The 18,449-nt window shown below is 71.6% G+C and carries 14 protein-coding genes; 7 read left to right on the forward strand and 7 right to left on the reverse strand.

What is annotated here, in order from left to right; all coding sequences use genetic code 11:
- Positions 1-108 precede the first annotated feature (108 nt).
- Both ACGFNV_RS31945 and ACGFNV_RS31950 read left to right on the forward strand, forming a co-directional pair.
- On the forward strand, positions 109-1,386 hold the full coding sequence (locus ACGFNV_RS31945; RefSeq protein ID WP_393627204.1) for an MFS transporter: 1,278 nt from the start codon (positions 109-111) through the stop codon (positions 1,384-1,386).
- A gap of 31 nt (positions 1,387-1,417) precedes the next feature.
- Complete coding sequence (locus ACGFNV_RS31950) at positions 1,418-2,338, forward strand: EamA family transporter (protein ID WP_393627205.1); 921 nt, start codon at positions 1,418-1,420, stop codon at positions 2,336-2,338.
- Between the two features lie 55 nt (positions 2,339-2,393).
- Here ACGFNV_RS31950 and pepN read toward each other — a convergent pair whose 3' ends face one another.
- A complete protein-coding gene (gene pepN / locus ACGFNV_RS31955; RefSeq protein WP_393627206.1) occupies positions 2,394-4,979 on the reverse strand; it encodes an aminopeptidase N in 2,586 nt (861 codons plus the stop codon).
- Between the two features lie 184 nt (positions 4,980-5,163).
- Between pepN and ACGFNV_RS31960 the strand changes: the two genes are divergently transcribed.
- On the forward strand, positions 5,164-5,652 hold the full coding sequence (locus ACGFNV_RS31960; RefSeq protein WP_393627208.1) for a DUF1203 domain-containing protein: 489 nt from the start codon (positions 5,164-5,166) through the stop codon (positions 5,650-5,652).
- Positions 5,653-5,667: 15 nt separating this feature from the next.
- On the opposite strand, the gene ACGFNV_RS31965 is transcribed toward ACGFNV_RS31960, so the two are convergent.
- Positions 5,668-6,882 carry a TerD family protein gene (locus tag ACGFNV_RS31965; RefSeq protein WP_393627210.1) on the reverse strand — a complete coding sequence of 405 codons (1,215 nt, stop codon included), beginning with the start codon at positions 6,880-6,882 and terminating at the stop codon, positions 5,668-5,670.
- A gap of 132 nt (positions 6,883-7,014) precedes the next feature.
- A complete protein-coding gene (locus ACGFNV_RS31970) occupies positions 7,015-8,031 on the reverse strand; it encodes an aspartate-semialdehyde dehydrogenase (protein WP_393627211.1) in 1,017 nt (338 codons plus the stop codon).
- A 351-nt stretch (positions 8,032-8,382) separates the two neighbouring features.
- Between ACGFNV_RS31970 and ACGFNV_RS31975 the strand changes: the two genes are divergently transcribed.
- Together ACGFNV_RS31975 and ACGFNV_RS31980 are read left to right on the forward strand one after the other, a co-directional pair.
- Positions 8,383-8,919 carry a sigma-70 family RNA polymerase sigma factor gene (locus ACGFNV_RS31975; RefSeq protein ID WP_208298931.1) on the forward strand — a complete coding sequence of 179 codons (537 nt, stop codon included), beginning with the start codon at positions 8,383-8,385 and terminating at the stop codon, positions 8,917-8,919.
- A gap of 1 nt (position 8,920) precedes the next feature.
- A complete protein-coding gene (locus ACGFNV_RS31980; protein ID WP_393627212.1) occupies positions 8,921-9,796 on the forward strand; it encodes a hypothetical protein in 876 nt (291 codons plus the stop codon).
- A 314-nt stretch (positions 9,797-10,110) separates the two neighbouring features.
- Here ACGFNV_RS31980 and ACGFNV_RS31985 read toward each other — a convergent pair whose 3' ends face one another.
- The 4 genes from ACGFNV_RS31985 to ACGFNV_RS32000 all read right to left on the reverse strand — a co-directional run bounded on the left by ACGFNV_RS31985 (position 10,111) and on the right by ACGFNV_RS32000 (position 15,666).
- Positions 10,111-10,365, reverse strand: a complete 255-nt coding sequence (locus tag ACGFNV_RS31985) for a hypothetical protein (RefSeq protein WP_393627213.1) — start codon at positions 10,363-10,365, stop codon at positions 10,111-10,113.
- 156 nt (positions 10,366-10,521) lie between these two features.
- On the reverse strand, positions 10,522-10,890 hold the full coding sequence (locus tag ACGFNV_RS31990) for a hypothetical protein (protein WP_393627215.1): 369 nt from the start codon (positions 10,888-10,890) through the stop codon (positions 10,522-10,524).
- Positions 10,891-10,984: 94 nt separating this feature from the next.
- Positions 10,985-11,965 (reverse strand): LuxR C-terminal-related transcriptional regulator, encoded by a 981-nt coding sequence (locus tag ACGFNV_RS31995; protein WP_393627216.1) that lies wholly within the window; start codon positions 11,963-11,965, stop codon positions 10,985-10,987.
- 392 nt (positions 11,966-12,357) lie between these two features.
- A complete protein-coding gene (locus tag ACGFNV_RS32000) occupies positions 12,358-15,666 on the reverse strand; it encodes a S8 family serine peptidase (protein ID WP_393627218.1) in 3,309 nt (1,102 codons plus the stop codon).
- A gap of 192 nt (positions 15,667-15,858) precedes the next feature.
- Between ACGFNV_RS32000 and ACGFNV_RS32005 the strand changes: the two genes are divergently transcribed.
- Complete coding sequence (locus ACGFNV_RS32005) at positions 15,859-16,314, forward strand: NUDIX hydrolase (RefSeq protein ID WP_393627220.1); 456 nt, start codon at positions 15,859-15,861, stop codon at positions 16,312-16,314.
- 267 nt (positions 16,315-16,581) lie between these two features.
- Positions 16,582-18,351, forward strand: coding sequence for a TIGR03767 family metallophosphoesterase (locus ACGFNV_RS32010; RefSeq protein ID WP_393627221.1), 1,770 nt, complete (start codon positions 16,582-16,584; stop codon positions 18,349-18,351).
- Positions 18,352-18,449: the final 98 nt, after the last annotated feature.

Genomic DNA, 18,449 nt, shown 5'->3' on the forward strand with positions numbered 1-18,449 from the left:
GGGGGCAGTATCCGACTCTTCTTTGCTCGGTCGCAAGAAAGTGACTTGACGGAAAGTTGCTTAGCGCTAAGCTACTTTCTACTAAGTTACTTTGAAGGGGGCCTCGTCATGACGGTCAGCACAGCGTCCTTGCCGGGGCGGTGGGCCCTGCCGGTCACCGCCGCCGTCAACGGTGTCGCCACCGGCATGTACGTCCCGTTCACGCTGGTGTTCTTCCACCACGTCACCGGGCTGTCCTTCACCGTCGTCGGCGCCGTGCTCACCGCCACCGGTCTCGTGGGCCTGGCGCTCCTCCCGCTGGTCGGGGCGGCCGTCGACCGGTACGGCGCCAAGCGCGTGCAGTACGCGCTGTACGGCGTGCGGGTGGTGGGGTTCGCGCTGTATCCGTTCGCCCACTCCCTCGCCGCCTTCGCGGCCGTCGCCCTGGTCACCGCGGCCGCCGACCGTGCCTTTCCCGCCGTACAGCAGACCCTGCTCGGTGAGGTGGCGCGCGGGGGCGAGCTGGACCGGCTCCAGGCCGCCACCCGGGCGCTGCAGAACGCCGGGTACGGGGCCGGGGCGCTGACCGCCACGCTGGTCATCGCCTTCGCCGGCGGGACCGGCTACACCTGGACCGCCTGGGGCAACGCCCTGTGCTTCGCCCTCGCCGCGCTGCTGCTGCGCCCGCTCCGGCCGGTGCGGGCAGGTGGGGGCGCACCGGGCCGTGGGGCGGCCGGGTACCGGCTCGTCCTCGGCGACCGGCCCTTCCTCGTCGTCACCGGTGCCAACTTCCTCAACGCGCTGAACTACTCGGCCCTGTCGGTGCTCGTCCCGCTGTTCGTCGTGGAGTGGCTGCGCGGGCCCGCCGCGCTCTCCGGGGCCGCGTTCACCCTCAACACGGTGGTGTGCGCGGCGGGCGGGGTGTACGTCGGCGCCCGGGTGCGGCGGACCGGCGCCCGGCGCACCCGGGCCGCCGCTCTCGGGGGTGGGCTGTTCGCGGTCGCGTTCGCCGCGCAGATCGTGCTCGGCACCCTGCGGCCCGGCTCCACCGCGGTCCTCGGCACGGCCCTGGCCGCCGTGGTCCTCGTCCACACGCTCGGCGAACTGGTCCACAGTCCCGCCGCCGAGGTGCTCGCCGTGGCGGCGGCGCCCGAGGAGATGCGCGGACGGTACATGGCGGCCTACCAGATGTCCTGGTCGCTGGCGAAGACGGTGGCGCCGTCGTTGTTCACGGCCCTGCTCGCCGTCGACGGCCGGGTGCCGTGGGCCGTCCTGATCGTCACCTCGGCCGTCGCCGCGGGGCTGCTGCTCCGTGTGGAGCGTCATCTGCCGGCGGCGGCGGTACGGCCGGTGCCGGTGACCGTCGCCCAGGGCGCGGCGGCCTCTCCCGCTGCCGCCACCGCGTAAACCACCCGTACTCTCCGAAAGGCAACCGGCCATGCGACGGTTCGCGACCCCCCTGCTGACCGCTCTGGCTCCCGTCTCCTGGGGCACCACCTACGCCGTCACCACCGAGTTCCTCCCGCCCGACCGGCCCCTGTTCACGGGCCTGATGCGCGCCCTGCCCGCCGGCCTGGTGCTGCTCGCCCTCGCCCGGGTGCTGCCGCGCGGTGCCTGGTGGTGGAAGGCGGCGGTGCTCGGCGCGCTGAACATCGGCGCGTTCTTCCCGCTGCTGTTCCTCTCCGCGTACCGGCTGCCCGGCGGTATGGCGGCCGTCGTCGGCTCGGTCGGGCCGCTGTTCGTCGTCGGTCTCTCGGCGCTGGTGCTGGGGCAGCGGCCCACGGTACGGACCCTGATGACCGGCGTCGTGGCCGCGTTCGGCGTCAGCCTGGTGGTGCTGAAGGCGGCCGGGGCGCTGGACGCGCTCGGTGTGGCGGCGGCCCTCGCCTCCACCGCCTCCATGTCGGCCGGCACCGTGCTGACCAAGAAGTGGGGCCGCCCGGAGGGAGTGGGCCCGCTCGCCCTCACCGGCTGGCAGCTCACCGCGGGCGGCCTGCTCATCGCGCCCGTCGCCCTCGTCGTCGAGGGGGCGCCGCCCGCCCTGGACGGCCCCGCGATCGGCGGCTACCTCTACCTCGCGCTGGCCAACACGGCCGTCGCCTACTGGCTCTGGTTCCGCGGTATCGGCCGCCTCACCGCCACCCAGGTCACCTTCCTCGGCCCGCTCTCCCCGCTGACCGCCGCCGTGGTCGGCTGGGCCGCCCTCGGGCAGGAGCTGACGCCCGTCCAACTGGTGGGCATGGGCCTGGCGTTCGGGGCGACCGTCGTGGGGCAGCTGCGGGCGGGCGGCCGGCGGCCGGCGACCGCACCGGTCGTCTCCTCGGCGAGCGGCCCGCTGACAACGGCGTCGCGCCGGTAAAAGAGCGAGGGGCGCCCGGCATGGCACCGGGCGCCCCTCACACACGTACCGACGCCTACTGCTGCGCGTCCGCCGCCTGGGCCTTCAACGCGCGCTCCACACCCGACCGGTTCTCCGAGATCAGGCGGCGCAGGGCCGCGCTGGGCTCGGCGGAGGCCAGCCAGGTGTCCGTCTTGAGCAGGGTCTCCTCGGAGACCTGGACGGACGGGTAGAGGCCGACGGCGATCTGCTGGGCCATCTCGTGGGAGCGGGAGTCCCAGATGCCCTTGACCACCTCGAAGTACCGGTCGGCGTACGGGGCGAGCAGCTCGCGCTGGTCGGTCTGGACGAAGCCGCCGATGACCGCCTCCTGGACGGCGTTCGGGAGCTTGTCGGACTCGACGACCGACGCCCACGCCTCGGCCTTGGCCTCCGGCGTCGGGCGCGCGGCGCGGGCGGTCGCCGCGTGGCGCTCGCCGGCCGCGGTCTTGTCCCGCTCGTACTCGCCCGCGATCTCCGCCTCGTCGAACCGGCCCACGGCCGCCAGACGCTCCACGAACGCCCAGCGCAGCTCGGTGTCGACGACCAGGCCCTCGATGGTCTGGGTGCCTTCGAGCAGCGCGTCCAGCAGGTCCAGCTGCTCCGGCGTACGAGCCGTGGCCGCGAAGGCGCGCGCCCACGCCAGCTGGTGGTCGCTGCCCGGCGCCGCCGCCCGCAGGTGGGCCAGCGTGGCGTCCGTCCAGCGGGTCAGCAGGGCCTCACGGGCGGTCGGGTCGGCGTACAGGTCGATCGCCAGCTTCACCTGGCGGTGCAGCGACTGCACCACGCCGATGTCGGACTCCTTGCCGATGCCGGACAGCACCAGGGAGAGGTAGTCGCGGGTCGGCAGTTCCGCGTCCCGCGTCATGTCCCACGCCGACGCCCAGCACAGGGCACGCGGCAGGGACGACTCGAAGTCGCCCAGGTGCTCCGTGACGAACGCGAGGGACTTCTCGTCCAGGCGGACCTTGGCGTACGACAGGTCGTCGTCGTTGAGCAGGACCACATCCGCGCGGCGCTTGCCGGCCAGCTGCGGCACGGCCGTCAGCTCGCCGTCCACATCCAGCTCGACGCGCTCGTCGCGCACCAGCTTGCCGCTGTCGTCGTCCAGGTTGTACAGACCGACCGCGATGCGGTGCGGGCGCAGCGTCGGCGCACCCTTGGCACCGGCAGGCAGGGCGGGGGCCTCCTGGCGGATGGCGAAGGAGGTGACGACGCCGTTCTCGTCGGTCTCGATCTCCGGGCGCAGGACGTTGATGCCGGCCGTCTGCAGCCACTGCTTCGACCAGGTCTTCAGGTCGCGGCCCGAGGTCTCCTCCAGGGCGCCCAGCAGGTCGGACAGACGCGTGTTGCCGAACGCGTGCGCCTTGAAGTACGCCTGCACGCCCCGGAAGAACTCGTCCTCACCGACGTACGCGACCAGCTGCTTCAGCACGCTCGCGCCCTTGGCGTACGTGATCCCGTCGAAGTTGACGAGCACGTCCTCGAGGTCGTTGATCTCCGCCATGATCGGGTGCGTCGACGGCAGCTGGTCCTGGCGGTACGCCCACGTCTTCATGGAGTTGGCGAACGTCGTCCAGGAGTGCGGCCAGCGCGACTCGGGGTGGGCCGCCTGGCAGGCGATCGACGTGTACGTGGCGAACGACTCGTTCAGCCACAGGTCGTTCCACCACTCCATCGTGACCAGGTCGCCGAACCACATGTGGGCCAGCTCGTGCAGGATCGTCTCCGCCCGCAGCTCGTACGCCGCGTCCGTCACCTTCGACCGGAAGACGTACTGGTCGCGAATGGTGACCGCGCCCGCGTTCTCCATCGCGCCCGCATTGAACTCCGGCACGAACAGCTGGTCGTACTTCTCGAACGGGTACGCGTAGTCGAACCGCTCCTGGAACCACTCGAAGCCCTGCCGGGTCACCTCGAAGATGGCGTCCGAGTCCAGGAACTCGGCCAGCGACGGACGGCAGTAGATGCCCAGCGGCACCGACTGGCCGTCCTTCTCGTACACACTGTGCACGGAGTGGTACGGGCCGACGATCAGCGCGGTGATGTACGACGAGATGCGCGGCGTCGGCGCGAACTCCCAGACGTTGTCCTTGGGCTCGGGCGTCGGCGAGTTGGAGACGACCGTCCAGCCGTCGGGCGCCTTCACCGTGAACTGGAAGGTGGCCTTCAGGTCCGGCTGCTCGAAGCTCGCGAAAACCCGGCGGGCGTCCGGCACCTCGAACTGCGTGTACAGATAAGCCTGCTGGTCCACCGGGTCGACGAACCGGTGCAGACCCTCACCGGTGTTGGTGTACGCGCAGTCGGCCACCACGCGGAGCACGTTGCGCCCCGAGAGCAGCCCCGGCAGGGCGATCCGGGAGTCCTGGAAAAGCTCGGCGGGGTCGAGCGCGTCCCCGTTCAGCGTCACCTCGTGGACCGTCGGAGCCACCAGGTCGATGAAGGACTCCGCCGTCCCGTTCTCCACGCCGTCCGCCGCGACCTCGAAGCGCACCGTGGTCACGGACCGGTACGTACCGCCCTCCTGTGCTCCGGAGAGGTCGAGATCGATCTCGTACGAGTCAACGGTGAGCAGCTTCGCCCGCTGCTGCGCCTCTTCGCGAGTCAGGTTTGTGCCAGGCACGCGGTCATCTCCTCGTTATGTGTGGGTTGCGCCATCCTTCCACGCGAACAACGCGGGGGGCGACGATCACGTGCCCGCCTCTCCGCTTCCCTCACTCATGGCCACAGGAATGTGATGTCGCCGCAGGAATGTGACGTCGCGAATCCGCCGGTGCCGTGGGAGGGGTGCGCGGGAAGCTCGACGCATGACCACCCAGACCCCCGTTCACACCCTTCGGCCCATCCCGGCGGACACCCTCGCCGAGCTGCGCTCCACCGACGACGCGGGCCGTCCCGCCGTCCCCGTGACCGACGAGGAGGGCGGCTCCCCGCTGCGCTGCTGCCTGCGCCACAGCGAGCCCGGTGAGCTGCTCGCCCTCGTCTCCTACGCCCCTCTGCGCCGCTGGGCGGCCGGGACCGGAGCGGATCCCGGTCCGTACGACGAGCAGGGCCCCGTCTTCATCCACGCGCGCGCGTGCGAGGGCCCCGCGGGGGACGGACCGCCGTTCACCGGCTCTCACCGCACCGTCCGCCGCTACTCCTCCGACGGGCACATCCTGGGCGGACGGCTCGTCGAGGACCCCGAAGGGTTCGAGCCGGCCTTCGCCGAGGCGTTCGCCGACCCCGAGGTCGCGCTGGTCCATGTCAGGGCCGTCGAGTACGGCTGCTTCCTGTACGAGGTGCGTCGCGGCTGAGGGGCGGACGCCCGTTCAGCCGCCGACCCCGACCCGCCACGCCCCGTCGGCCTCGATGCGCAGCAGGCCGGGGCGCTCCACCGGGGCCAGCACGTCGAGGTGGCCGACCTCGTTGACGAGGAGGTGTTCCTCGTCCTCGCGTACGTCGGAGTAGGGGGAGCGGATGTGCTGCCAGACGGCGAAGTTGCTCTCGCCCTGGTGGACGAAGGAGAGCACGCCCGCCCCGCCCTCGTACAGCAGCAGGTCCGGGCCGCGGCCGTTGAGGCTGTGGTGCAGGCGCCGGGTGTGGCTGAGGGGCAGCACCCGCAGCGTCCAGGGCGTGTCGGCCCGCACGAGCAGGGAGAGAGGACGGTCCTCCGGCACCATCGCGACCGTACGGCCGTGGACCTCGTCCTCGTAGGCGGCCAGGAGGTTCTGGTCGCTGCGGCCGTACGCGTCACAGGTGTCCACGCTCACGGAGATGCTGTCCCGGCACTCGATCTCGACGACCACGCGGACGCCGGGTGGCAGGTTCGGCGGGCAGGTGACGCGCTGCTTGCCGGAGCCCTGGTGGACGAAGGCCGGGAAGGCCGCCTTGAGCTCGGCCGCGAGCTGCTGGTCGGGGTCCAGGACCGTGAAGGGGGCCGGGTCGGGGTCGGCCCGGGGCGCCGGTGGGTGCCAAGGCGGTGGCGGTGGCGGCGCCGGTGCCCGGTCGGCCGGTTCGTCCTCCACGGTGATGCCGAAGTCCGTGGCGAGGCCCGCCAGGCCGGAGTCGTAGCCCTGGCCGACCGCGCGGAACTTCCAGGTGCCGTTCCTGCGGTAGAACTCGCCGAACACGAACGCCGTCTCCGAGCCGGCGTCGTCGATCGAGAAGGACGCGACCGGCTGCCCGGCCGGCAGCGCGACCCGTACGTCCAGCACGGGGATCTGCCCGAACGTTCCGGCGTCGGCGGAGGCGGCCACCACGACACGGTCCACCGCGGGCTCCACGGCCGCCAGGTCCAGCCACAGCCAGTCCGCGCTGGCGCCGCCGGTTCCCTGCCCCTTGCCCAGGTGCCGCACGCTGCCGGAGGGATGCGCCGGCTGGTTGTAGAAGACCAGGTCGGCGTCGGAGCGGACCCGCCCCGACGCGTCCAGCAACAGCGCCGAGACGTCCACATCGGGAACGCCGGGCCCCTGCTGCCAGGTCACCGCCACCTGCAGCGCTTCCACGGGAACGAGCAGATTGCCGCCCTTGGCCATCTGGGTCATGACGTGATCGTCACACGAACGCCGGACACGCAGGGCCGGATTCCCCCAGTCCGGAAGCGAAAACCGGAGAGGGGGGAGGTACGGAAAGGGGGCGGTGCCCTTTCGGTGCCCGCCCCCTGGGAAACGCGTGTGTCAGCGCTTGAGCTCGGCCGCCACGAGTTCCGCGATCTGTACGGCGTTCAGCGCGGCGCCCTTGCGGAGGTTGTCGTTGGAGACGAACAGGGCGAGGCCGTGGTCGACCGTCTCGTCGCGGCGGATGCGGCCGACGTAGGACGGGTCCTGACCGGCCGCCTGGAGCGGGGTCGGGATGTCGGAGAGGGCGACGCCGGGGGCGCCGGCGAGCAGCTCCTGGGCGCGCTCCGGGCTGATCGGGCGGGAGAAGCGGGCGTTGATCTGGAGGGAGTGGCCGGAGAAGACCGGGACACGCACACAGGTGCCGGAGACCTTCAGGCCGGGGATCTCCAGGATCTTGCGGGACTCGTTGCGGAGCTTCTGCTCCTCGTCGGTCTCGTTCAGGCCGTCGTCGACGATGTTGCCGGCGAGGGGCAGCACGTTGAAGGCGATCGGACGCTTGTAGACGGACGGCTCGGGGAAGTCGACCGCGCCGCCGTCGTGGGTGAGCTTGTCGGCGTCGCCGACCACCTTCTGCGCCTGGCCGTGCAGCTCCGCCACGCCCGCGAGACCCGAGCCGGACACCGCCTGGTAGGTGGCGACGACCAGCGCCTCCAGGCCCGCCTCCTCGTGCAGCGGCTTCAGCACCGGCATCGCGGCCATCGTGGTGCAGTTCGGGTTGGCGATGATGCCCTTGGGGCGGTCGGTGGCCGCGTGCGGGTTCACCTCGGAGACGACCAGGGGTACGTCCGGGTCCTTGCGCCACGCCGAGGAGTTGTCGATCACCACGGCGCCCTGGGCGGCGACCTTCTCGGCCAGCGCCTTCGAGGTCGCGCCGCCCGCCGAGAACAGCACGATGTCCAGGCCCGTGTAGTCCGCGGTCGCCGCGTCCTCCACCGTCACGCCGTCCAGGACGCTCCCCGCGGAGCGGGCCGAGGCGAACAGGCGCAGCTCGGTGACCGGGAAGTCGCGCTCCTTGAGGATCCCGCGCATGACCGTGCCGACCTGCCCGGTGGCTCCGACGATTCCGACCCTCACGGTGACTCCCTCTGTCTGTCTCTTCACGTGCCTGCTGCCCGGCCGAGGCTTTTCCATCATGCGGCCGACCCCGACCCGCCTGCCAATTCTTTGCGCCGCCTGCCCGAGGAATGGGACGCGACGATCCGACGGCCGGTTGCGGACCTGCGGTGCGCACCCCGGCTGAGCTGGAGATATTCGTTCGCAGGCGGCCCCTGACCGCAAGCTAGCCTGCCCGGCCGGGCACCGGCCACACGGCGGTGTGACGTACACCTCTGTCCGGCGCGGAAAATTCCGGACGCTGGGATCGAACGTTTCTCCCCACCGCGGCGTCATAGGGGAAACGCGGCCGGGACGGGTCCTGGGGGAGGGGTGGCTGTGCTGCGCAGAAAGGCCCGCCGCGGCCAGGGGGACGAGGTGCGGGACGACCCCCTGGACGCGGCGCAGGAACGCCGGGTGCGGGCGGTGCTCGCGCTGGGCGGGGTGCCTCAGGCGGACCTGCTGGACGGGGTGCAGCAGGTCCGCCTGCGGCTGCTGGAGCGTGCCGCCGACGGGCGGGAGGCGCCGCGGGACGTGTCGGCGTGGGCGGCGGTCGTGGCCTCCAACCTGGCCATGGACTGGCACCGCGCGAAGCGCCGCCAGGAGCGGATCGGGGAGCGCCTGGCCTCCCTGCGCCAGCTCGAGCACCCCTCCGGCGAGGACACCAGCCTCCTCTCCCTCGCGGTCGCCCAGGGCCTCGACGAGTTGCCCGACGCCCAGCGCCAGGTCCTCGTCCTGCGCTTCTACGCCGACCTCCCGGTCCGCTCCATCGCCGAGGAACTCGGCGTCCCCGAGGGCACGGTCAAAAGCCGCCTCCACACGGCAGTCCGCGCCCTGCGCGCCCGCCTGCACGAACACGAGGTGGTCTGACATGCCCGCCCAACACAACAACACACCGGCCCACGAGGGCCCCCTGGACCACGAGGACTCGCGGGGCCCGGAGGACTCGCGGGGCCCGGAGGACTCCCCGAACCACGACAGCCCCCCGGGCCATGACGGCTGCGAGGTCTACGACGGCATGGACGCGTTGATGGTGGCGATCACGGGGGACCCGCTGCCGGAGGGGGCGGGTGAGGATGCCGGGTTCGTGGCGGGGTATCGGTCGGCCGTGGGGGATGTGGCGTTGCTGCGGGAGCAGCTGGGGGTCATCGCCGAGGTGCTGACGGAGTCGGCGGCGGAGCCCTCCCCGCGGCCCGCTGCTGCCTCCCGGGAGACGCGGCTGGTGCGGCGGCCCTCCCGGCCCCGGCGCCGTCTGCTTCCGCTCGCACTCGGGGCCGTCGGCGTGGCGGTGGCCGGTGTGATGGTGGGCGGGCTGGGATGGCTGCTCGTTCAGGCCGGGGGCGGGGCGGAGGACTCCAGTACCTCGGCGGCTTCCGGCTCGAAGTCGGACGCGAAGGCCGAGGCCGCCGACGGCAGTGCCCTCGGCAGTCCCGGCTATCTCGCCTGCGCCCGGCTCGTCGTGGAGGGCGACGTGACGAAGGTGGTCCGTGACTCCCGCAGCGGCGAGGACCGCGTCACCCTGCACGTGACCCGCTCCTACAAGCCCGAGCGGGGCAAGGACGAGGTCGGCTTCGTGCTGGACTCCGACACGGACCCCCTGCTGAGCAAGGGCGACCACGTCCTGGTCGGCATCTCCCGCGGCTCCGCCTCCCCGGACGTGTGGATCGTCGGTGCCCAGGAGATCGCCCGCGAACGGGACGCCGTACAAAGGGCGTTGCCGCAGTCGCACGGCATGCCCTGCCCGTAGGGAACAACCGCACGGGAGACAGACAGAGGGCGGGCGCCCCCCACGGACGCCCGCCCCCTCGACCGATGCCGGCCCTGAGGGGTCCTTGCACTATGCCCGCCCGGGTCGCGCGGCCTGGCACCGCTCCCCCACGCTCGGCTTCTCCCCCACTCTCGACTTCGCTCGAGCGGGAGGGGCCCCCATGCGCGGGAGGGACCCCCACCGCCGCGTTGCCGAAAAGCCCCAGTAGCTCCGCTACTGCGGCTCTCCGGCGCCTTGCGATGCACGGCACCAGACCACGCGACCTCATCGGGCGCTCATAGTGCAAGGACCCCTTAGACCCCTTCCCTGTCCCACACCCAGCTGCCCGTGGGGTCGCCCGGCTTCGGCTTGGGCGGCTTGGGCAGCGTGGGCAGGTCATCGTCGTCCAGGCCGACGGCCGTGGGCGGTGCCTGCGCGGCCCGTACGGACGGAGCGCTGTCCGCCGAGGCGCTGTGGAGCGTGCCGAGGGCCAGCGGAAGCGCCAGCGTCGCGATGGCTGCCGCGGTGCCGAGGGCGTTCCGGACGGCTCGGCCGGTGACCTGTCTCATTCTCTGCCTCTGCGTTTCTCGGTGCCGGTCGTCGTACGTTCTGAGTCATACGGTTCTGCGTCGTACATGCGTCGTGCGTCGTTCTAGGATCGATCATCCGGGGATGCTCATGTCCCTGTCAGCTGATCCCCGTGGCCTCAGGCGGCCATGGCATCGTCATGCCAGCCATCGGCCCGTCGCCCGGGTGTGCCCGTGGGCGCTCAGATAGCGGTCGGGCCGGCAGTCGTTCAGCACCCAGTCCGGCAGCAGCCCGGGGACGTCCAGCCACTTCTCCCACCCGTACCGGGCCCTGACCACCGCCTCGTCCAGGCTCGCGGCCTCGACGAAGGTCATGCCCACCAGCCGGCCACCCCAAGGAGTCAGCGTGACGTGCGCGATGCCGGGCTGCGGGACGGCCCTGAGGTACCGGGCGATCGCTTCGAGCCGCTGGTCACCGGGTATCGCGGCGGGCGGTCCCGGTCCGTCGGGGAACTCGGGGTAGCCCGGGTCGGGTAGGGGCAGGAGGAGGACCTTGACTGCGTACACCCGGTCGACCCTAGGCAAGAGACAGGTCCGTACCTCCCCCGTGGATGTGTCAGCCCCTGGTCATGGCAGGGAGCGGCCAACTCCCGAAAGACCGTCACAGCCACCCGCGCCGCACCGCCTCCGCGCCCGCCTGGAACCGGCTCAGCACCCCCAGCCGCTTCTGCAGGTCGGCCGTGTTGCGGCGGACCGTGCGCAGGGAGACCCCCATCTTGCGGGCGATCCCCTCGTCGGTGAGACCCGCGGCCAGCATCTTGAGCAGGGCCGTCTCCCGGTCGCTCGGCGCGTCCTCGGCGGTGCTCTGCGGGGCCGTGCCGAGCGGCACCGCGTTCTCCCAGACCAGGTCGAACAGTTCCTCCAGCGCCTGCACCATGCTGGGGTACCGGATCAGCAGCGCGCCCTGCCTGCTGTCCTCGGCGTCGATGGGGATCACCGCCGTCGTGTGGTCGCAGAGGATCATCCGCATCGGCAGCGTGGGGACCGTACGGGTCTCACCGCCGACGGAGGCGAGCCAGGTGGCGTAGGAGACGGTCGCGGCGTCGTTGCGGACGCTGTCGAGGTAGACGGTTCGCATCCGCACCCCGCGCGCGAGGTTCTGCTCGTCCAGCGGACGGCCCGCCTCGAGTGCCGCAGCGCTGAGCGCCCCGCCGGGGACGAAGGTGCGCACCTCGCTGGTGGCCTGGTGGGCGAGCTCCATCAGCCGTACGCGTACGGCGTGGACGCCCTCCAGCCGCTCCACCCCGCTGTCGCCCCGGTGGGCGGCGAACGTCGCGTACTCGGAGGTGAGCGCGGCCAGCGCGGCCCGCTCCTGGGACAACCGGGCCCGCTGCTCGTCGAGTTCGGCCTCCTTGCGCAGGAGCATGGGGGAGAGGCTGACGTCGGGGCTGACGGGCACGAACTGGTGGTCGGCGGCCTCGTGCAGCAGGGACAGCTGGGTGAGCCGGTCGAGCGCGGCACGGACCTCGGCGCAGGCGAGACCGGTCTCCCGCGCGATGTCCTCCAGGGTCCAGGAGGGGTGCAGGAGCAGCGCCCGGTAGACGTCGTGGGTCGGTCTGTCGATGCCGATGGTCTCCAGCAAGGTTCCCCCACAGAAACGGTGACTGGTCAGGTCGCGTGGCCTGACGGTATCCGATCCTCCGTTCGACACGTCGGGAAACGGAGGCGTCGGAAGCGGATCGATGGCAGCCCCCGGCCATGGCCGCCGGGTGCCAGCCGACAGGCATCCCCCAGGGCGTCGCACGGCTCTAGTGTCGGGTGCACCGGGAAACGGAAGACGGGTTCCGGCCACTTCCCCCGGGTCCATGGCGAGGGGGAACCGCCATGGGCGGGAGGGGGCGGGGGCGGATGCCCCGAAGGAGCATCCGCCCCCGCACACGGAAGTGGTAGGGACGCCACAGGGGAGCGCCCGTGCCGTGACCGTGCCCGGGGTGGGCCGCGCCTGACCAGCGCGGCCCGCCCCGGGGATCACCGTCAGCCGGTGACCTTCTCGATGACGACGGTGCCGAGACCGGCGGCCGTGCCACGGCCGTTGACCAGCCGGACCTCGCCGAAGAACTGCCGGCCGGCCGCACCGGCCGAGCGGACCAGGACCTCGGCGGAGACCTTCGCGGAGCCACCGCTCGCGATCGAGACGGTCTTGCCGGAGTCGACGTTCACCGAGCCCAGCGCGGACGAGAAGTACACGTCCTTGTAGGCGTACGTCGTCGAGCCCGACGGCACGCTGTAGCCGTCGACGCGGACCGTGTACGTGCCGGCGGCGGGCTTGGTGAGGCTGACCGCCTCCTCCGAGTCGCCGTCCGCGGACTGACCGACCGTCACGCCGTCCTTGAGGACGACCAGGTCGAGGTCGGCGGCCGCGTCGGAGACGTCACCGATGGAGATGTCGAGACGCTCGACGCCCTCCGGCACCTCCACGGTCTTCGTCTGGACCTCACGGTGCGCGATGGTCGGCGTCTCCAGCTTCGCCGAGCCCAGCGAGCCGCCCTGCAGCTTGCCCTCGATGGCCGCGAACGCGTTGGTCACGGTCCAGTCGGCGGCGATCGGCGTGCCGATCTTCGCCTCGGGGACCGTCGTCACGGCCGGGTCGAAGGCGGTGCCGAGCACCGACACGTCCAGCTTGTAGGGGTTGTCGAGGTAGGGCGAGGTGCGCCGCGACTCGACCTCGATCTCCCAGACGCCCGGCTGCGGGTCGACGTACGTCCGCAGGTCGGGACGGCAGGTGTTGGGGTCGGTGGGCACCGAATAGTCCGGGTAGCAGTAGATCGTCGCGGTGTCCTCGACGGCCACGCCGTAGGGGTGGATGGAGATGAACCGGGTCTGGCTCTTCTCCTTCAGCCCGCCGAGCGCCACCTCCAGGGTCTTCGCACCCTCCGGCACCGTCACGAAGTACGACGTGGAGCTGTTGCGCTGCACGGAGGAGGAGGCGGACAGGGCGTACGACGGCTTCGCCAGCGGCTGCGAGACGACGACCGTGGTGAGGATCTGCTTGTCCACGCCCTCGGTGCGCTCGTCGTCGGCCTCCAGGATGGCGCTGTGCACGCCCGCCGACTTGGCCTGCGCCTGGACCTTGACGGTGACCGGCTTGTTCAGCGGCAGCACCACGTCGTCGTCGCCGAGGAGACGGAACGTGCCGTCGTCGTTCTTCCACTCCAGCTCGTGCCGGACCGGACGGTCGGGACCGGACGTACGGGTGATGGTGACGTCGTACGTCTTCTTCTGCTTGACCTTCAGGCCGCCCTCGCGGTCGTAGAGGCCGGTGCCGAAGCCGGGGGTCGCCAGGAACTGGTCGAGCGCGGTGTCGACCGGGGCCTTCACGGTGTAGTCGTGGGCGGTGGCGCCGTCCTTGATGGCGTCCCAGGCCTGCACGATACGCATCAGACCGGCGCCCTGCTCATGCGCCTGCACGCCCTTGATCTGACGCGCTGTGCTGGTCAGCGCGGTGCGCAGGGTGAGCGGCGACAGCTGGATCTTCCGCTGCTTGGCGGCGGACAGCAGCAGCGCGCTCGCGCCCGCGGCCTGCGGGGAGGACATCGAGGTGCCCTGGAGCATGGCGTAGCCGGGCGGCAGCGAGTAGCCGGCCTCGGCGCTGGGGGCGCCGGGCGCCCAGGTCTGGATGGTGTTGATCGCCGAGCCGGGGGCGGTGATGGTCGGGGTGAAGCCGCCGTCCTCACGCGGGCCGCGCGACGAGAACGGGAACATCGCGTACTTCGTCTTCACGACCGAGCCGTAGTTGGCGGCCCAGGTCTCCTTCGAGACGGAGGCGCCGACGGAGAGCACCTTGTCGGCGAGACCGGGGTCACCGATCGTGTTGGTGCCGGGGCCCTCGTTGCCCGCGGAGATCACCAGCTGGACGCCGTAGGTGTCGATGAGCCGCGTGTAGAGCTGGGCGCGGGCGTTGTTGCCGTCGTTGAGCTGCGGCAGACCGCCGATCGACATGTTGACGATGTCGACGCCGCGCTTGGTGACGAGGCCGATCATGCCCTCGGTGAGCGCGATGTTGGTGCAGCCGCCGGTCCAGGTGCAGGCGCGCGAGGAGACCAGCTTGGCGCCGGGCGCCGCGCCGGTCATCCTGCCGCCGAAGAGGCTGTTGGCGGCGGTGATGCCCGCGACGTGCGTGCCGTGCCGGCCCTCGATGACACCGATGTTGACGTAGTCGGACTTGTCGCCGGCCGCGTTGAAGACGACGTCCTTGCGGGTCTCGACCACGAACGGGATGCGCTCGGCGATCGGGGTGGCCGGGTCGTCGGTGCCGAAGTAGCCGATCTGGAAGCCGTCCTTGTACGGCTTCAGCGCCTTCTCGTCGGTGAAGTCGGCGTCGCCGTCGAGGTCCACCCGGACCGTGCCGGCGGCCGCGTCGTACAGCACGCCCCACACGTCGGTGGTGTCGCCGTCGCGGTTGAGGTCACCGGCCATGTCGCCACCGAGGGTGGCGGACTCCGCGAACGTACGGAACTTGAAGTCGCCCGCGGGCGCCTGCCAGGTCTTGCCGCCCGCCGTGAACACCGGTCCGGTCACGGGGGAGTTCATCCGCAGCCAGGTGCCGTCGCCGTCGGCGACCGGGTCGGTGGCCGTCACCCAGTCGACGATCTTGCGCTCGCCGGTGGTGGTCTTCTGCAGCGCCGGGTGCGCGATGTCCACACCCGAGTCCAGGATGCCGATGGTCACGCCACGGCCGTCGTACGTCGGGTGGTCCTGAACGAAGGAGACCGCGCCCGTCTCGAAGGACGGGTTGTACGGGTTCACGGCCGGCGTGTTCTTGTCCGGCGCCGCGTATCCGGCGCCCGCCGCCGAGGAGCCCCGGTCGGCCTTGGAGGCCGTGGCGTCGGGGGCCGGGTCGTCCAGCTTGATCTCCTGCTTGAGGTCGATCGCCTGGACGGAGGAGAGCTTCAGCGCCGCCGCGAGGGTCTTGTCCGCCGTCGCGGTCGGGATGGTGGCGCGGACGTAGCCGAGCTTGTCGTCCTTCTTGCCGACCAGCCCGCCGTCGACCGCGTCCAGCTCCTCGGCGACCTTCTCGGTCTGCCCGGGCGCGGTCGCGACCATCAGCGTGATGTTCTTGTCGCCGTCGGCCTTGGCCTCGGCGAGCAGGCCGGCGTCGTCCGAACCGAGCTTCTCGTCGGCGGACTTGACGCCGGGATCGGCGGTGGTCGGGGTCTCCTCCGCGGAGAAGGCCATGGGTATCGGCCCGGCCGCGGAGAGCGCGGCGACCAGACCCGCGGCCACGGCTATGCGGGCCACGCGTCTCGTGCCCGGTCTCGGAGCGCGCTGGGGGGTGAGGCTCATCGGCATCCCTTGTAGGTAAAGGAACGTGCGTCGAACGACCGCAAAGCTTTACCCAAGGAACAGATGTTTGGGGAGTGTTGACCGAATCGATATGGACGTATGGGGAAAACCCCCGATCGGCTTTGCCGTTTGAGCCCTGAATCGCCGAAATATCCATCGCGCGTGGCCGGGTCTGAGGGCTAACGTCCCGGAGTGCGCAAGAACCTGAGGGTCGCGGCCTACGCCATCTGCGTCCGTGACGACCGCATCCTGCTCGCCCGCTCACCCGCTGCCGACGGCACCCCCGAGTGGGTCCTGCCCGGCGGCGGCATGGAACACGGCGAAGACCCCTACGACACCGTCGTCCGCGAGGTCGAGGAGGAGACCGGCTACCACGTCGAGGTCACCGCCCTCCTCGGCGTCAACTCCCTCCGCCGCACCTTCCCCGGCCGCCTTCTGCGCCGACCCACCGACCACCACGGCGTCCGCCTCCTCTACGAGGCCCGGATCGTCGGCGGCGACCTGCGCAACGAGGTCAACGGATCGACCGACCTCGCGGCCTGGCAGGACCTGGACGCGGTCACCGGGCTGCGGCGCATCCCGTTGGTCGACGCGGGACTGCGGCTGTGGCGGGAACGCCCGGCGGGCGGACGGGTGCAGCCCCCGTAGTCCCTGCCACAGCCCCCCGGTAGACCCGTAGTCCCCCTGTCGTTCCCCGGAAGATGAACACGGAGTGACCGCCTCCGGGCCGTCCGTCGAGCGGTCGGGGACACCCAGGGTGGCCCAAGATCCACGTACGGTGATCGGCGCTGCCCGTTGCCGTCTCGTTCACACACAGGTCATCCCCGGTGCCAAGCATCCAGTACGAGCGGGTCGTTCGCTGTTGCGAGCACCCGCGACCACTGCCGACGCGTTCGCACTCGGGGAGACCGCGCCATGTCGCGCATACGCTCTGTCGCCGGCTCCATGCCGGTGGTCAACCGCCGTACCGTCCTCGCCGCCACCGCGGCCGTGTCCGTCTCCGCGGGCGTCGGCTACGCGCTGCGGCCCACCGAAAGCGAGGCCGCGCCCGTCCACGAGGCCGCCCCCGCGGATGCCGAGGCGCCGGTCGCCTCCTCCCGCCGGGCGCCCGGCGCCCCGCTCGCCCCCTACACCCGGGGCACCACCCTCGCCACCGTCGCCGCCCCCCGCACCGGCTCCGGATACCGCCGCCTCGGCGACGGCCCCGGCTGGAAGCGCGTCGTGCGCTCCGAGCTCGCCGCGCCCAAGTCGGGCCGCGCCGGCCGCCGTACCGCGCTCGCCGCGTTCGTCCAGCTCACCGACCTGCACCTGATCGACAGCCAGCACCCGATGCGCCTGGAGTACCTGCGCTCCTCGGACATCAAGGCCTGGCGCCCGCACGAGGCGCTCACCGTGCAGGGCGCGGTCTCGCTGGTCGAGCGGATCAACGCGCTGCGCGGAGCCCCCGTCACCGGCTCCCCGCTGCACTTCGCGATGGCGACGGGCGACAACACCGACAACAACGCCCACACCGAGCTGGAGTGGTTCCTGAAGGTGATGAGCGGCGGCCGCATCACCCCCAACTCCGGCGACCCGCGCCGCTACGAGGGCGTCCAGAACAGCGGCCTGAAGCAGTACTGGCAGCCCGACACCGCCGTACGCGACGCCGACAAGCAACTCGGCTTCCCGCACCTGGAGGGCTTCCTCGCCGCCGCCACCCGCGAGCTGCGCAGCCCCGGCCTGAACCTGCCCTGGTACTCCACCGTCGGCAACCACGACAGCCTGCCCCTCGGCTGCTACGGCCACGGCGACCCCTACCTCGCCGAGTACGCCATCGGCGGCCGCAAGCTGATGAGCCTGCCCGCCGCCGAGGCCAAGAGGCTCCAGGACACCATCAAGTACGCCAAGGACCCCATGGGCGTCGTCTTCCGCGACCTCCTCAAGGCCCACGCCCGCGACATGCGCCCGGTCACCCCCGACGAGCGCCGCGCCCCCTACACCCCCGCCGACTACCTCAAGGCCCACCTCGACCCGGCCTACGCGGGCGTCGGCCCGGTCGGCCACGGCTACTCCTCGGCCAACGTCGACGCGGGCACGCAGTACTACACCTTCCGCATCGCCGACGACGTCCTCGGGATCAGCCTCGACACCACCGATCCCGGCGGCCACTACAACGGCTCCATCGGCACGGCCCAGCTGAAGTGGCTGGAGCGGACCCTCAGCGAGAACAAGGACTCGTACGCCGTCGTCTTCAGCCACCACACGAGCACGACGATGTCCAACTCCCGCCCGGACCCGTCCCGCCCGAACGACCGGCGCCACACGGGCGGCGAAGTCCTGTCCCTCCTCGGCCGCCACCGCAACGTCCTCGCCTGGGTCAACGGCCACATCCACCAGAACCGCATCACCGCGCACTCCGCCCCCGACGGCGGTTCCTTCTGGGAGATCTCCACCGCCTCCCATGTCGACTTCCCCCAACTCGCCCGCGTCATCGAGCTGGTCGACAACAAGGACGGCACCCTCTCCCTCTTCACCACCCTCATCGAGTCCGCCGCCCCCCACCGCACCGACTTCAGCGACCTCTCCCAGACCGGCCTCGCCGCCCTCTACCGCGAGCTGTCCTTCAACGCGCCGGGCGCCGACCCGAAGACACTCGGTGGAGACGCGGACGACCGCAACACGGAACTGGTGCTCAAGAAGGGCTGAAACCGGCTCAACCGCGTTGTCCGTCCTCAACTCCGGGGTGCCGACCGGGGTCTGTCCTCCCGACCGCGCCCAACACCGGGCGCGGCGTCGACGAGGGG

Source organism: Streptomyces sp. NPDC048751 (assembly GCF_043198595.1).
Taxonomy (GTDB): Bacteria; Actinomycetota; Actinomycetes; order Streptomycetales; family Streptomycetaceae; genus Streptomyces.

What these genes read in the sequence shown, in the direction of transcription:
- ACGFNV_RS31945 (WP_393627204.1), top strand. Translation starts at nt 109, where the DNA reads ATGACGGTCAGCACAGCGTCCTTGCCGGGGCGGTGGGCCCTGCCGGTC.
- ACGFNV_RS31950 (WP_393627205.1), top strand. Translation starts at nt 1,418, where the DNA reads ATGCGACGGTTCGCGACCCCCCTGCTGACCGCTCTGGCTCCCGTCTCC.
- ACGFNV_RS31960 (WP_393627208.1), top strand. Translation starts at nt 5,164, where the DNA reads ATGACCACCCAGACCCCCGTTCACACCCTTCGGCCCATCCCGGCGGAC.
- ACGFNV_RS31965 (WP_393627210.1), bottom strand. Translation starts at nt 6,882, where the DNA reads ATGACCCAGATGGCCAAGGGCGGCAATCTGCTCGTTCCCGTGGAAGCG.
- ACGFNV_RS31980 (WP_393627212.1), top strand. Translation starts at nt 8,921, where the DNA reads ATGCCCGCCCAACACAACAACACACCGGCCCACGAGGGCCCCCTGGAC.
- ACGFNV_RS31985 (WP_393627213.1), bottom strand. Translation starts at nt 10,365, where the DNA reads ATGAGACAGGTCACCGGCCGAGCCGTCCGGAACGCCCTCGGCACCGCG.
- ACGFNV_RS32000 (WP_393627218.1), bottom strand. Translation starts at nt 15,666, where the DNA reads ATGAGCCTCACCCCCCAGCGCGCTCCGAGACCGGGCACGAGACGCGTG.
- ACGFNV_RS32010 (WP_393627221.1), top strand. Translation starts at nt 16,582, where the DNA reads ATGTCGCGCATACGCTCTGTCGCCGGCTCCATGCCGGTGGTCAACCGC.